Below are 14,415 nucleotides of genomic sequence, written 5' to 3'. Positions count from 1 at the left end.
GATGACGACGTTATTTATGACAGGCACTGACACTGATGCTGGCAAAACGCTCGCGGCGAGCGGGCTATTATATGCCGCTCGACAGCAAGGGCTTACGACCCTAGGACTAAAGCCCGTCGCTTCCGGCAGCGAGGCCTCGGGCGATGGACTTCGTAACGCCGATGCGCTGGTCCTTCAAAGGCAAAGTGACCCTGCGGTTGAGTACGATACCGTTAACTGCTTTACCTTTGCTCCAGCGATTGCCCCGCACTTGGCTGCTGAGGAAGCGGGGTGTGACCTTGACGCTATCGCTATCATTGCCGCGCTCAAGCAGACACTTGCAAAAACACCGCGAGATTTTTGTGTGATAGAGGGGGCTGGTGGTTGGCGAGTGCCACTTAACACACGCCAAGACTTTTCTGACCTCGCGGCTGGGCTTAACGTGCCGGTGATTCTCGTGGTAGGGCTCAAGCTTGGTTGTTTGAATCATGCGCGATTAAGTGCCGAGGCAATTGCCGCTGATGGTCTGCACCTCATCGGCTGGGTGGGTAGCGAAGTGGCATCCGAGTTTGCCGCAGATAAAACACGCTTTTCGGCTAATGTGGCGTTTCTCAGCGAAACACTGCTAGCACCTTGCTTAGGCGTTATTCCACATTTAGAGCGGCCTAGCGCCGAAGCCGCCTCTGAATATCTATCCCTTGACAGGCTCTTACTTGAAGCGCCTTCCTTTTAATCGTCTTCCCATAGTGTGTTACAGGAGTCGTGATGACCTCTCATGTTTGGCATCCTTATGCGCATGTGAAAACTCAAGCGCCCGCACCTACCGTTGTGGCTGGCCAGGGTGCGCACTTTGAGCTTGAAGGCGGCGAACGGCTGCTGGATGCTACGTGCTCTTGGTGGTGCATGATCCATGGTTATCGCCACCCGCGGTTGGTGGAGGCGATTGTCGAGCAGGCACATACTTTGTGCCATGTCATGCTGGGTGGACTGACCCATGAGCCGGCTCAACGTTTGGCAAAAGAGCTGGTGCGTATTACGCCCGCTAGCCTCAATCACGTGTTCTATTCTGATAGTGGTTCTGTCGGCATGGAAGTGGCAATGAAAATGGCGCTGCAGTATCACGTCTTGACCGGCAACCCTGGCAAAGCACGAATGCTCTCCCTCATGAAGGCTTACCATGGCGATACCACAGGTTGTATGGCGGTGTGTGATCCTGAGGAGGGTATGCACAGTCTGTTTTCTGGGCTGTTGCCAACCCATTACTTTGCACCAGCACCAACGGCGTCATTCCATGCTGGGCCTGAGCAGGTTGAGTACGATTTGCGCGCGTTGCGTGGTGTACTTGAGCGACACCATCAAGACGTTGCTGCGTTATTGATGGAGCCGTTGTTACAAGCAGCCGGTGGGTTAAACATGACCTCTCCTGAGTATCTTAAAGGGGCTCGGGCTCTGTGTGATGAATTCAATGTTTTATTAATTGCTGACGAAGTGGCCACTGGGTTTGGCCGTACTGGGAAGATGTTTGCGGTTGATCACGCCGATATAACGCCCGATATCATGGTGCTTTCTAAAGGCTTAACTGGTGGCTACCTGGGGCATGCAGCAACCTTGGCTACGGATCGTGTTCACGATGCCTTCATTGGTGACAGTGAGCAGCATGCCTTTATGCACGGACCCACCTTTATGGGTAATCCGTTGGCCTGCCGTGTCGCTCTGGAAAGTCTTAGCGTGTTTGAAGACGATGATTATCTGGGAAAAATTGAACGCTTGAGTGCCATTCTGAACCGTGAGTTGGTTGGCGATGCGGCGCTAAGCTCTCATCCGCTGGTGGCCGATGTACGAGTGTTGGGGGCTACGGCAGTCATTGAAGCCATTAGCGCTGAAGCGCTTGACGGCGTAGGCGACTTTGCGCGCTCTAACGGCGTATGGCTGCGCCCGATTGGTCGTTGGCTCTATACCATGCCTGCTTATATTACCAGTGACCGTGAGATGGTCGAAATTACAGACGTAATGAAAGCGTGGTTTTTGGCTGACGCAGGGGCGGAGCGAAAATCACCGACGCGTCAGCCTTAAACATAAACGGTTCAGCGCAAGAGTCGCATCAGCCACGTTAGCAGGCGGTCGGTGCGGTTGGTATAGGGCGGCATTAGCAGCCTGAGGCTGTCGATGGGCCCCTGCTGGTAGATGGGGCGTAGCTTAGAGAAGGTATTGAAGCCTTCGTGGCCGTGGTAGTGGCCCATTCCACTGGCGCCGACGCCGCCGAAGGGTAGGTCGCTCTGGCCCACGTGCAGTAGCGCTTGATTGACGGAAACGCCGCCGGATAGCAGCTGATGGATATAGCGGTCGCGCAGGGCTTTGTTGTGGGTAAAGGGGTAGATTGCCAGGGGGCGTGGTCGTGCTGCGACAAAGTCGATCACTTCTTGTGGGTCGTCGTAGGCAAGAATCGGTAGCAGTGGGCCAAAAATTTCTTGTTGCATCACCTGCATGTCGTTGTTGACGTTGAGCAGTAAGTGTGGGGCCAGTTTGCGTTGAGCGGTATTGTCAGGATGCTTTTCATTGCTGTGGCTGGCCAGGTTAATTAACTGAGCGCCATGGTTGAGGGCATCATCAAGCAGGTTGTGTAGCCGTTGCCAAGCGCGCTCATCGATGATGGCGGTGTAGTCGTTGCTGAGCACGTTTGGTTTTTCGAGATAGCGACGCGCGACATGTTGACGTGCGAGGGCGATGAAGTCTTCGACCTGTTCGCGTGGCACAAAGACATAGTCCACACTGGTACAAATTTGCCCAGCATTGATCAGCTTGGCATGCATGATGCGCTCAACGGCGCGCTGTAATGGAAAATCAGCCGACACGATGGCGGGTGACTTACCGCCGAGCTCTAACGTGACTGGGGTCAGGTTATTAGCGGCATTGCGCATGACAGCGCGGCCGGTAGTCGTACTGCCGGTGAATAGTAAGTGATCAAAGGGCAGCGCTGAAAAAATCGGCCCCAGTGCGCTGTTGGCCGAGGGGCTGTCGGCAATGAAACTAAGTGTATCTTCGGCCAGATACTGTGGGCTGATGTTGGTTAGCAGCTCGGCTAGGTGTGGCGAGCGTTCGCTCATTTTAACCATGGCTCGGTTACCGGCGGCCAGAATACCGACTAACGGCCCTAGGCTGAGGGTAATGGGAAAGTTCCACGGCACAATAACGCCGATGACGCCTAGTGGCTGTGGCAGCACGGTATTGCGTGAACTGGCGTATAAGAGCGGGTTAACGCGACGGTGCTGGCGGCGCATCCAGGACTTGAGGTGGCGGCGAGCATGGCGCAGTTCGTCAAATACCACCGTGAACTCATAGAGTAAGGTTTCATGGCGCGAACGCTGACCGTAATCGGCGCAAATCGCTTGAATGATTGCCTCGCGGTTGTCATCAAGTAGCCGAGAGAGTGCCTTGAGATCGGCCATGCGACTGGCGAGGTTAGGCATAGGGGCCTCTCGAAAGGCTGTTTGTTGGCGTGAAAGCAACGCCTGCAACCGCGCTTTGGCTGAGTGTTCTGATGCGTGAGTGTCAGGAGGCATGTTTTTTCTCCAAGTAGCCGCTAGCAGTTCGCTGTATCGTCAGTATCAGTTAGGCTGAAGCGATTACCAACAGGAGTCATCATGTTACCGCCACTTTCTCATCGTTACGCTGATCTTCCTGAGCACATGCGCGCCGAGGTATACCCAACGCCGGTGCCTAAGCCGCGCTTGGTCGCCCTTAACCGGCCTTTGGCCGAAGACCTGGGAATGGAGCTGGCATGTTTTGATGAAGCGCGCGCCGCTGAGCTGTTTTCTGGTAACGCGCTGCCCGAAGAGCTTAAACCGACAGCCGCCGCTTACGCTGGCCATCAGTTTGGTAACTTTGTTCCGCAGTTGGGCGACGGGCGCGCGCTGTTGCTGGGCGAGGCAAGAAATCGCGCTGGGCAGCTGCGTGATATTCAGCTTAAAGGTAGTGGTCGTACGCCATTCTCCCGTGGTGGCGATGGCCGAGCACCGCTAGGGCCGGTGCTGCGTGAGTATTTGGTTAGCGAGGCCATGCATGCGCTGGGGGTGCCAACCACTCGGGCGCTGGCAGCAACAACGACGGGTGAGCGGGTTTACCGGCGTATGCCTGAGCCTGGCGCGGTGCTGACCCGGGTGGCGTCAAGTCATCTGCGCGTGGGCACCTTCCAGTACTTTGCTGTTAGAGGTGATGAAGCGGCGCTGCGCGTGCTGGTTGATGAGGCCATTGTTCGCCACTACCCTGAGTTGGCGGAACTAGCCGCTGATGCACAGCCGATGGCACTGCTGGAAGCCGTAATAGAGCGGCAGGCGAAGCTAATCGCTAAATGGATGAGTGTAGGGTTCATTCATGGGGTGATGAACACGGATAACTGCGCGATTGGCGGCGAAACCATCGACTACGGCCCCTGTGCCTTTATGGACCGCTATGACCCGATGACCGTGTTTAGCTCGATTGATGGGCGGGGGCGCTATGCCTACGCCAATCAACCGTCGATGGCGCAATGGAACCTTGCGCGTTTCGCCGAAGCGATTCTGCCGTTAATGGGCCATGACAGCAAACAGGCAATTGCCGAAGCCACAGAGGTGTTGGAAACGTTCAATGAGCGCTACCAGCGGCATTGGCTGAGTGCGATGCGTCACAAGCTGGGGCTAAGCACAGCGCAAGATGCTGATGCCGTGCTTGCTGCTGATTTGCTGGAAGTTATGCACCAAGGCAGCGCTGATTTCACACTGACATTTCACTATTTAGCGGGGGCGGTGACACCTGAAGGGGCCGAGCAGTTAGTTGCGGTGTTCGATCAGCCTAAGGATATCGAGGCTTGGCTTGTGCGTTGGCGCCAGCGGCTTGGTGACGAACAGGCGTCAGCCAAGGAAGTCTTTGAGCGAATGTGCGCAGTTAACCCAGCAGTGATTCCGCGGAATCATCGGGTCGAGCAGGTCATTGAAGCCGCCAGTGAGCGCGACGACTTCGCACCGTTCAACGCGTTGCTGGCGGCTGTGACGCACCCGTTTGATGCTTCAAATGAGTGTGTCGACTTCAGGCAGCCGCCTCTGGATGGAGAGCAGGTGCTTCGCACGTTTTGTGGTACTTAGCCGTGGCCGTATTTCTCACCTGCTGTGTTGCCGCTGCCCGGCTTACTCGTCGACCTTTGTACTGGCCGTCTTAGTGTTAGCCGTTTTCATGCAGTCTGTTGAGAAGGTGTGATAACAGCGCGCTGGGATTTTCCACGGAAGGCACATGCCCGACACCAGCAAGAATGCTTAGCGGGGCGCCATCCAGAGCGGTCGCTAAGGCGTCAAGCGTCGCCGGTGTGGTGGCCAGGTCGTCGCTGCCTCCCAGTAGGTAGACATCTAGGTGGGGATGATGTGAGCGGATGCCATTCAGGTGGGCGCTGAAGTCACATGTGCCAAGCATTTCACAAAGCAGGGCGTAGCTTTCGTCATCGCTGCGCCCCATTTGGGTCATCCAGCCAGCCTTAAGGGCTGGGTTGGCCTCCAGATAGGGTTCTGCAAACCAGCGCGGAACAATGTCGTGACTCATTGCTGCTAAGCCTTCCTCGCGGACTCGTGCCGCACGGGCGGACCACAGCTCGTTAGTGCCGATCACTGCACCGGTATTGGTCAACGTCACAGAGCTGAGTCGCTCAGCCTGCTCCACCAGTAGCTGCTGGCCAATGACGCCGCCAATCGATGTGCCGATGAAGTGAAAATGCGTGCTGTTGGCATGATTTGCCAGCGCTATCGCTTCAGTGGCCAGGTCTTTAGGCGTAATACATTCTCCTTGCCAGGCCTCGCTGGCACCGTGGCCTGGTAAATCCCATGTTAGCACCCGCACATGTGGCAGTAGGCTTGGCAGCAGGCTATCCCAGACAGCTTGGCTCATGCCAAGCGGGTGAGCCAACAGTAACAACGGCTTTTCAGAGTTGCCCAACAGACGGTAGGCAACACTGCGCCCATGAATTGTCAGAAAGTCCATGAGATTTCCTTGGTTGCGTTGAATCAGTTGCGTGTAATCAGGCGCGTTCTATTAAGGTCGCAATACCTTGGCCCACGCCAACGCACATCGTACACAGTGCGTACCGCTTGCCGGTTTTATGCAGCTCGTGAGCGGCTGTTTGCAATAAGCGTGCGCCAGACATGCCGAGCGGGTGGCCAAGAGCAATTGCTCCCCCGTTGGGATTGACGCGCGGGTCATCATCTTTGAGCCCAAGGTCTCGCATGCAGGCGAGTGCTTGGGCGGCAAACGCCTCATTGAGTTCGATGACATCGACCTCATCAAGCGAAATTCCCGTGCGTTTGAGCAGTTTGTTAACAGCAGGTACTGGGCCATAGCCCATGATACGAGGCTCGACGCCAGCGGTGGCCATACCAATGATTTTTGCCACTGGTGTGAGTTGGTGCGCTTCAACAGCGGCTGCACTGGCAACCAGCATGGCTGCCGCGCCATCGTTTACGCCTGACGCGTTACCAGCCGTGATACAGCCACCGTCACGAAAGGGAGTGGGGAGGCTCGCGAGAGTGTCCAGGCTGGATTCGCGTAAGTGTTCATCCTGCTCGAAAACTAACGCTGCCTGTTTGCGGCGCGGGATTTCGATAGGCGTGATTTCTTCGGCAAAGCGCCCCGCCTGCTGTGCAGCTGCCGCTTTTTGTTGAGAGCGAAAGGCAAACAGATCTTGGTCTTGGCGAGAAATGTTGAACTGCTCAGCAACATTCTCGGCCGTCTCGGGCATGGAATCTACACCGTAGGCCGCTTTCATTCTGGGGTTGATGAAGCGCCAACCAATCGTGGTGTCTTCCATTTTCTGATTGCGCGAGAAAGCCCCGTCGGCTTTGCCCATGACGTAAGGTGCGCGTGACATTGATTCCACGCCGCCCGCTAATGCCAGGTCAAGGTCGCCGGCTTTGATCGCGCGAAATGCCGTACCGACAGCGTCCATACCAGACCCGCATAGGCGGTTCATGGTGGTGCCGGGTATTGATGTCGGTAGGCCAGCCAGCAGCAGAGACATGCGAGCCACACTCCGGTTGTCTTCGCCGGCTTGGTTAGCGCAGCCCATGAACACATCGTCGATGGCCGCTGGATCGAGTTGCGGTGCGTCAGCCAGAACCGCCTTAAATATGCTAGCGGCGAGGTCATCGGGCCGTACACTAGAGAGGGTGCCAGCAAAGCGGCCTATTGCACTGCGTCGAGGGTGGCAGAGATAAACATCGGTCATAGCGGTTTCCTATTCGGCCTGCTGCGCGGCGTGGGCTTGCTCGGTACGGGCCTTGAGTTGGCGCAGTATATCGAGCTCTTTTTCGCTGGGCTCAGGGGTGCTTTCGAGGGTGTCAGAAAAACGGATATCCCAACCGGTTGCTGCACTGATATCTGCTTGGCTGACGCCTGGATGTAATGACACGACGACAAGCTCTTTTGTCTCAGGGTCAGGCGTCATAACGCAGAGGTCGGTGATGACTCTGGTAGGTCCTTTGCCGATGTTAGGAATGCCGTCACGAGCTTTTCCGTCGCGACCAAAGCCCAGGGTGGTAATAAAGTCGACGTCTTTAACAAACGCACGCTTAGAGTGTTTTAGTGTGATAAAAACTTCGCCAGCGTTAGTCGCAATTTCTGGGGCACCGCCGCCGCCAGGCAGCCGCACTTTTGGCGCCTGGTAGTCGCCAATTAATGTGGTGTTTAGGTTGGCGTAACGGTCAATTTGTGCGGTTCCTAGAAACCCGACATTGACTTTTCCGCCTTGTAACCAATAGCGGAACATCTCTGGTACAGCGACGGTTGTTAGTGCTGACTCGCATAACTCACCATCACCAATAGAAAGAGGCAGCACGTCTGGTTTGGTCTGAAGGGTGCCAGACTCATAAATCAGTACTATGTCTGGTGCGTGGGACAGGCGCGCTAGATTAGCGGCTTCGCTGGGTAGCCCAATGCCAACAAAACAAGTCATGCCGTTCTCCAGCGCACGAGCAGCAGTGACGGTCATCATTTCTGACGCAGAGTAATCGAGGCGGCTCATTATACGGCTCCTTTAGTGCGGTAGACGTTTTGCTCAAGCCACTGGGTGAAGGCGTCCCTGTCGCGTGCGATAACATCCCATTCTTTGTAAAAGTGATTGTTACGGGGGTAGTAGCCATGGGTGTAAGAAGGTAGGGCTCCCTTCTCGGCGACTGCGATTGCATCAATCGCCCAGCCAGGAATGATGCAGGCATTGGGGTGATAATCAGGCTCTGTGGTCAGGTCCTCGACAACTTCTTCTACCGTGATAATGCTTTGTTTCGCCGCCAGTACAGCTTCTTTCTGCACGCCAACGATGCCTTCAATGAGGACGTTGCCAGAGCGGTCAGCTTTTTGAGCGTGAATGATCGACACATCAGGACGGATCGATGGCACTGCGGCTAAACGCTCATGGGTGAAAGGGCATTGTATGAACGTAATCTGATGGTTAACACTAGGCAGCTCGCTTCCCACATAACCGCGCAGCACGGCCATTGGCAAGCCGGCAGCGCCGGCCTCAAAAGCACAGGCCATAGCGGCATGGCTATGTTCGAGAATCTCTATTTTATGCGGCCAGCCCTTTTCTACGGCGTCGCGTAGGCGATGCAAAGAACCCACGCCAGGGTTTCCTCCCCATGAAAAAATGAGCTTTTTGGCGCAACCTGCGCCGATCAGTTGGTCATAGATGATATCTGGTGTCATGCGGATCAGCGTTAGATCGCGCTTTTTTTGCCGGATGACCTCGTGGGCTGCAGCGAAGGGTATCAAGTGGGTGAAGCCTTCCATGGCCACGGTAGCGCCGTCTTCAACATGGCGAGCTACTGCATCATGTAGGCTCAGGAAATTGGCCATCGTGTCCGCCTCTATTCGTCATAAGTGCGCGTTATAGGCACTGGTTATTGCGTTCGCCAACGTAAGCTAGCGGCTCATTTGTCGAACATAAGTTTGTTCTGCGAACAATTTAGGCGGGCTTTGTCGGTGAGTCAAGCTTGGTATGCTCAGGTGAAAGGGACAGAGTAAGCTGTTGCTGCGTGGTTTGGCGTGCTGAAAGTGAGTGGCTTTTCAATTGGTAAGCAGCATTTTTGCTGAGCTGATGGCATGTCCGAGTAGTGACCATGTTAGAGTAGGGGTTTAAGTGGTTGCCTATATATGGAGGCACGGTAAGACATGGCTTCGCAGCCCCAAGAAGACACTTTGACACCAGAAGACCGTGATTTCGTTGCTGCTTTGGCTAGCGGGCTTGAGGTCATTCTGGCTTTTGATGATGCCCATCCACGAATGACGCTGAGCGAAGTTGCCGCGCGTACCGGCATGAACCGGGCTAAAGCGCGGCGTTTTTTGCTGACGCTGCACTCGCTGGGTTATGTGCGAAAGCAGGGTCGCAGCTTTGAGCTGGCCTCTCGGGTACTGCAGCTTGGTTATGCTTTTTTGTCCGCTAACAATTATCGAGGGGTGGTTCAGCAATACCTTGAGGAAATCACGGCTGAGAGCGGTGAGTCATCTTCATTAGGTGTGCTGGATGGTGACGAGGTGAGCTATGTGGCTCGCTCGGCAGCCCCGCATCGGTTGATGGCGATTACGTTTTCGGTAGGGACCCGGTTGCCAGCGGCATATACGTCGATGGGCCGAGTATTGTTGGCTCAACTTTCCAATGTACAGCTTGATGCTTATCTGGAGCGCGTCGATTTAACACCGCATACGGATCTGAGCGTGACTGACAAAGCACTACTTAAGGAAAAGATTAAAGAAGCTCAGCGACAAGGGTATGCCATTGTTGATCAGGAGTTAGAACACGGGCTGCGCTCATTGGCTGTGCCAGCTTTTGATGCGGATGGTAAGTTGATCGGGGCGATCAATGTCAGTACCAATGCTGCTCGGGTTAGTGAGCAGGTGCTTTCTTGCCAGATGCTTCCTTTATTGCAGGAAAAAGCGCGACGTATTTGTGATGCCGCGCATCGTTGAGGGAGTCGTTGGCGATGTTGTGTCGCCTGCTATGTCAGTGGGTGTGTCTCTTGAGTGTTTCAGAGGGTTGCTCCCCGAAGCGCACCTGATATTCTTTGGAAAAACGTCCTAACTGCATAAAGCCGCAGTCCATAGCTATGCTGGAAACGCTTTCATTGCAACTCGCATTTATCATCCGTTGATGCGCTTCTTCATAGCGCATTTGGCGGAAGTAAGCGACAGGTGTCGTGCCAAAAAAAGTATGAAAGTCAAGATATAAGCGTTCGCGTGAGACATGGGAAGCTTTTTCCATGTCTTCTAGTGTCAGCGTCTGGCCAAGCTTGAGTGTGTTGGCCATTAATGACTCCAGGTGAGCAAGATAGCTAGGACGCTGCTGCTGGCGGTCGTGCAGCTCAACGGAATAGTTGTGGGGCTGGGCGAATAATAAACTAGTGACCAAGCCGCTTTCGAAGTTACCCCAAACCTCTGGTAGATCACACATCGAATGTTCTGCACTCAGCAGCTCTTGCAAATGTGTCACTGTTTTCCACCAGTCTTTCAGTGCGCCATTCAGTTGCATTCGTGGGTCAAAAACAATGGGCGCCGTGACGCGTCGCCCTAACAGTTGCTCCAGGCGTTGCTTTACCGCTTCACGAGACAACCTGACGAGGTGTTTTTGGCAGTCTTCCGTCATGGTCAGTCGTAATGGTTGGTGAGGCGAGATAATGGCTGCTGTTGCACAATCGGAAATGAATTCATCCTGTTGGTGCTCAATAGACTGAGAGCCACCTAATGGCAGGCTGATGCTATAGCTGTGCGCGAGATCCTGTACTTGAATGTGTACGTTGGTGGCGTATTCGAGGATGCCAATGCTGAGGTTGCCTAGCGTAGTCCCTTCATGACGAAAAGACAGATCTCTAGGACGAGGTACGTCCAGTGCGTGGGGGCCATTAATGCTGCGCATCCAGCGCCAGGCATCATCCGGAGTATGAGCCAACATTGCGATTTGCTGGCGGGCTGGGGTGTTGATTGACAAAGCCATGATGTCTCCTCACCTCTATAGTGCTAGCCACTCGGGTTGTTATTGTCAGAAAGAATACGCTGAAGAGGCTGTTGTTCGTTTTAAGAATTATTGTGCGTACAACGAACTTGAAGAGGGAAATATACCATCTTTATAGCATCTGGCCATCCATCAGGCGCGTGAATGGCGTTGGTGTAAGACTAAAGATTAACCTTTGGGAGCGGCTATACAGGGCTTGTTTTCGGGGTGAGATAAAAAGTGCATAGCATTGGCGCAAGAAGTGCATAGCACTGCTGGGTGTACCGCCCTAGGTTAAGCCTCATAACGATAAAGCAACGAGGCAGACACTACTAATGACGGCACATCGATCTTTACCTGACTGGCAAGAGTTTGTTGAGAACTGTATTGATTTTCGCCCCGATGACGGCGTTTATCGTGTGTCTCGAGAAATGTTTACCGACCACGAATTGTTTGATCTTGAAATGGAGCTGATTTTCGAGAAGCAATGGATCTTTGCCTGCCACGAGAGCCAGATTCCTAATAACAATGACTTCATGACCATGCAGGCAGGTCGTCAGCCGATGATTATTACCCGCGATGCCAAAGGAGAGTTACGGGCGTTGGGGAATACTTGTCAGCATCGTGGTGCGACTCTGACTCGGGTGCGCCAAGGGAATCAGTCAACATTTACCTGCCCCTTCCATGCCTGGTGCTACAAGTCTGATGGTCGTTTAGTCAAGGTCAAAGCGCCCAATGAGTACCCGCAGGATTTCGACAAAGCATCTCGCGGTCTTAATCAAGCGCGCATTGCTAGCTATAAAGGCTTTGTTTTCATTAGCCTGGATACTGAGTCTACGCAGAGCCTTGAGGAATTTCTTGGCGATACCAAAATATTCTTTGACATGATGGTTGAGCAGTCTGACGTCGGAGAGCTTGAGGTGCTGCCCGGTGAGTCACGCTATACCTTCAATGGTAACTGGAAGCTGCAGAACGAGAATGGACTGGATGGCTACCACGTTAGCACTGTTCACTATAACTATGTGTCTACTGTACAGCATCGTCGTGAGCTGGATGCACGGACGGCAGAAGGCGGAGACTCCCTTGATTACAGCAAGCTAGGCGCCGGCGACAAGGATACGGACGACGGCTGGTTTACCTTCTCAAATGGTCATAGTTTGTTGTTTAGCGACATGCCTAACCCCAAGGTGCGCCCAGGCTACGCCGCTGTGATGCCGCGCTTGCTTGAGCAGCACCCTCAAGAGCGTGCTGAATGGACGATGCACCGTCTGCGTAACTTGAATATCTATCCAAGCCTGTTCTTTATGGATCAGATCAGCTCGCAGTTGCGTATCGTGCGGCCGCTGGCCTGGAATAAGACGGAAGTTATCAGCCTGTGTCTTGGTGTTAAAGATGAGGCCGCCGCAGATCGCGAAAACCGTATCCGCCAGTTTGAAGACTTCTTCAATGTTTCCGGCATGGGAACGCCTGATGATTTAGTGGAGTTCCGTGAGCAGCAGCGAGGCTTTGAGGCGCGAGCGACTCACTGGAATGATATTTCCCGTGGGTGCCAGAGCTGGGAGTACGGTGAGACCCATAATAGCCAAGTGCTGGGCATTCATCCGGTGATTACTGGCACTGAGTTCACTCAGGAAGGGCTTTTCGTCAACCAGCATGGCAACTGGCAGCGGATGCTGCTTGACGGTCTCGAGAAGAAAGCACTCAAGCTTCAGGAGGTGTAAGTCATGACCCATCAGCAATCCATTGAACAGTTTCTCTATCGAGTCGCCGAATATTGCGATACCCAGGATTGGGATGCGTACCTTGACCAATTCACTCCAGACTGTGAGTTTCATATTCCGCAGTGGAAGAGCGAGCATGAAATTACCAGTGACCCCAAGCGTGAAATGTCGTTGATTTATTATGCTGATCGCTCGGGGATTGAAGATCGAGTGTTTCGCCTGCGCACAGGCAAGTCGGCGGCATCAACACCGATGCCCCGCACACTGCATTTGATTAATAACGTGCGTTATCAGCAGCAGGAGGATGGCTCCTTTCAGGTCAAGGTGAACTGGGTGACGCACTTTTTCCGCTTTGGTGAGTGCGGGCTGTTTTTCGGCACGGCTGACTACACCCTGCGTGAAGAAGACCAACACTGGAAAATCAGTCGTAAGCATACGGTGTTGCTCAGCGACAGGATCGATTCCGTCCTGGATTTCTACCACGTCTGATTACGCCGGAGGGTGAGCCATGCATAACACTGCTGCCATTGTCTTTAGGGACGGTATTACGCGATTCGTCAAAGTAGGTGCTAATGAGTTGTTGATGGACGCAGCGCAGCGCCATGGCGTTAACCTGCCTGTGGACTGTAGAGAAGGCGTTTGCGGAACCTGTCGCTGCGTGCGCGAGTCAGGTGATGTCGATGTTGAGTATATCGATGATGAAACCTTGACGGAGGAGGAGGTTGCAGACGGCCATGTGTTGGCTTGCCAAACGCGTTTGCTATCGACCCAAGCCTCTTTCTACTTTGATGTGGACTCTAGCGTTTGCAGTGTGGCGACCGAGGTACATAACGGCAAAGTCAGTGAGGTTAAGCAGGTCTCTGACGCGGCTGCCATATTAGAAATCACGTTGGATGACCCCCTTCAGGCATTGCAGTACCTGCCTGGTCAGTATGCGCGTATTGAAGTGCCTGGGACTAGCGCATGGCGAGCTTATTCCTTCGCTACAGCGACGGTGAAAGATGGCAAGTTACGTTTTCTGATCCGCTTGTTACCGAGCGGAGTGATGAGTGATTATCTTCGAAAGAGCGCGGTTGTTGGTGATGCCATCTCTCTGGAGGCACCGCTAGGCGCTTTCTATTTGCGCGAAGTGCAGCGTCCATTATTGATGGTTGCCGGTGGTACCGGGTTATCGGCTTTTCTGGGTATGTTGGATCAGCTCGAAAACCAGGGGGGTATGGAGCAACCGATACGGCTCTGCTATGGCGTGACTCAGGAAACAGACCTCAGCGAGCTTGACCGGCTAGAGGCGTTCACTCACTCACTGTCAGACTTTGCTTACGAGACTATCGTGATGAACCCTGGGGACGGTTGGCAGGGTAGAAAAGGCGTTGTCTGTGACCTTTTTAGTCCTGATTTTCTAGCTCAACCGTTTGATGCCTATTTGTGTGGGCCGCCGCCGATGATTGAGGCATCAAAACAGTGGCTTGAAACGTCGGACGTTGGCGAGTATCGATTATTCTTTGAAAAATTCATCTCGAGTTGATGGTTGTAATGCATTGCCATTGATTATTTGTATTTTTTGAACGGTGCCGTGAGGCAACCGTCGTTGGAGTCTCTGATGCACGAAGTTTTGGTCACTGAAGTTGAGACGTTGCTGGTCGACCTCCCGACTATCCGCCCTCACAAGTTGTCGGTAGCCACCATGGCCTGCCAGACCATGGTGATCGTGCGTATGCGCCA

Annotated in this window: 13 protein-coding genes; 7 read left to right on the top strand and 6 right to left on the bottom strand. The window is 53.9% G+C overall.

Annotated features, from left to right (window positions below; all coding sequences use genetic code 11):
• The first annotated feature begins 1 nt into the window (after position 1).
• On the top strand, positions 2-712 hold the full coding sequence (bioD, locus tag H616_RS0102015) for a dethiobiotin synthase (protein WP_027965857.1): 711 nt from the start codon (positions 2-4) through the stop codon (positions 710-712).
• Between the two features lie 32 nt (positions 713-744).
• Positions 745-2,052, top strand: coding sequence for an adenosylmethionine--8-amino-7-oxononanoate transaminase (gene bioA, locus H616_RS0102010; protein ID WP_027965856.1), 1,308 nt, complete (start codon positions 745-747; stop codon positions 2,050-2,052).
• An 11-nt stretch (positions 2,053-2,063) separates the two neighbouring features.
• Here the strand turns inward: bioA and H616_RS0102005 are convergent, their stop codons facing one another.
• Entirely contained in the window at positions 2,064-3,539 is a 1,476-nt protein-coding gene (locus tag H616_RS0102005; protein ID WP_027965855.1) for a coniferyl aldehyde dehydrogenase, read from the bottom strand.
• Positions 3,540-3,620: 81 nt separating this feature from the next.
• Between H616_RS0102005 and H616_RS0102000 the strand changes: the two genes are divergently transcribed.
• Entirely contained in the window at positions 3,621-5,096 is a 1,476-nt protein-coding gene (locus H616_RS0102000; protein WP_027965854.1) for a protein adenylyltransferase SelO, read from the top strand.
• Positions 5,097-5,172: 76 nt separating this feature from the next.
• On the opposite strand, the gene H616_RS0101995 is transcribed toward H616_RS0102000, so the two are convergent.
• The 4 genes from H616_RS0101995 to H616_RS0101980 are packed head-to-tail and all read right to left on the bottom strand — an operon-like array spanning position 5,173 to position 8,844.
• Complete coding sequence (locus H616_RS0101995) at positions 5,173-5,979, bottom strand: alpha/beta fold hydrolase (RefSeq protein WP_027965853.1); 807 nt, start codon at positions 5,977-5,979, stop codon at positions 5,173-5,175.
• 37 nt (positions 5,980-6,016) lie between these two features.
• Entirely contained in the window at positions 6,017-7,219 is a 1,203-nt protein-coding gene (gene pcaF / locus H616_RS0101990) for a 3-oxoadipyl-CoA thiolase (protein ID WP_027965852.1), read from the bottom strand.
• Positions 7,220-7,228: 9 nt separating this feature from the next.
• The gene (locus tag H616_RS0101985) at positions 7,229-8,014 is read right to left on the bottom strand and encodes a CoA-transferase subunit beta (protein ID WP_035572384.1); all 786 of its coding nucleotides are present in this window, start codon (positions 8,012-8,014) and stop codon (positions 7,229-7,231) included.
• Positions 8,014-8,844, bottom strand: a complete 831-nt coding sequence (locus tag H616_RS0101980) for a CoA transferase subunit A (RefSeq protein WP_027965850.1) — start codon at positions 8,842-8,844, stop codon at positions 8,014-8,016. The genes H616_RS0101985 and H616_RS0101980 overlap by 1 nt, the downstream gene beginning before the upstream one ends.
• Before the next feature lie 315 nt (positions 8,845-9,159).
• On the opposite strand from H616_RS0101980, the gene H616_RS0101975 reads away from it, so the two are divergent.
• Positions 9,160-9,954 (top strand): IclR family transcriptional regulator domain-containing protein, encoded by a 795-nt coding sequence (locus tag H616_RS0101975; RefSeq protein WP_027965849.1) that lies wholly within the window; start codon positions 9,160-9,162, stop codon positions 9,952-9,954.
• A gap of 34 nt (positions 9,955-9,988) precedes the next feature.
• Here the strand turns inward: H616_RS0101975 and H616_RS0101970 are convergent, their stop codons facing one another.
• Complete coding sequence (locus tag H616_RS0101970) at positions 9,989-10,975, bottom strand: AraC family transcriptional regulator (protein ID WP_035572381.1); 987 nt, start codon at positions 10,973-10,975, stop codon at positions 9,989-9,991.
• Between the two features lie 332 nt (positions 10,976-11,307).
• On the opposite strand from H616_RS0101970, the gene antA reads away from it, so the two are divergent.
• The 3 genes from antA to antC are packed head-to-tail and all read left to right on the top strand — an operon-like array spanning position 11,308 to position 14,218.
• A complete protein-coding gene (gene antA, locus H616_RS0101965; RefSeq protein ID WP_027965847.1) occupies positions 11,308-12,693 on the top strand; it encodes an anthranilate 1,2-dioxygenase large subunit in 1,386 nt (461 codons plus the stop codon).
• Between the two features lie 3 nt (positions 12,694-12,696).
• The gene (gene antB, locus H616_RS0101960) at positions 12,697-13,182 is read left to right on the top strand and encodes an anthranilate 1,2-dioxygenase small subunit (protein WP_027965846.1); all 486 of its coding nucleotides are present in this window, start codon (positions 12,697-12,699) and stop codon (positions 13,180-13,182) included.
• Between the two features lie 19 nt (positions 13,183-13,201).
• A complete protein-coding gene (antC, locus tag H616_RS0101955) occupies positions 13,202-14,218 on the top strand; it encodes an anthranilate 1,2-dioxygenase electron transfer component AntC (protein WP_027965845.1) in 1,017 nt (338 codons plus the stop codon).
• The last annotated feature ends 197 nt before the right edge of the window (positions 14,219-14,415 follow it).

The sequence above is a fragment of the Halomonas halocynthiae DSM 14573 genome, assembly GCF_000425725.1.
Taxonomy (GTDB): Bacteria; Pseudomonadota; Gammaproteobacteria; order Pseudomonadales; family Halomonadaceae; genus Halomonas; species Halomonas halocynthiae.
Note: the sequence above shows the minus strand (reverse complement) of the source record. Positions and strands in the feature narration are given on the sequence as shown.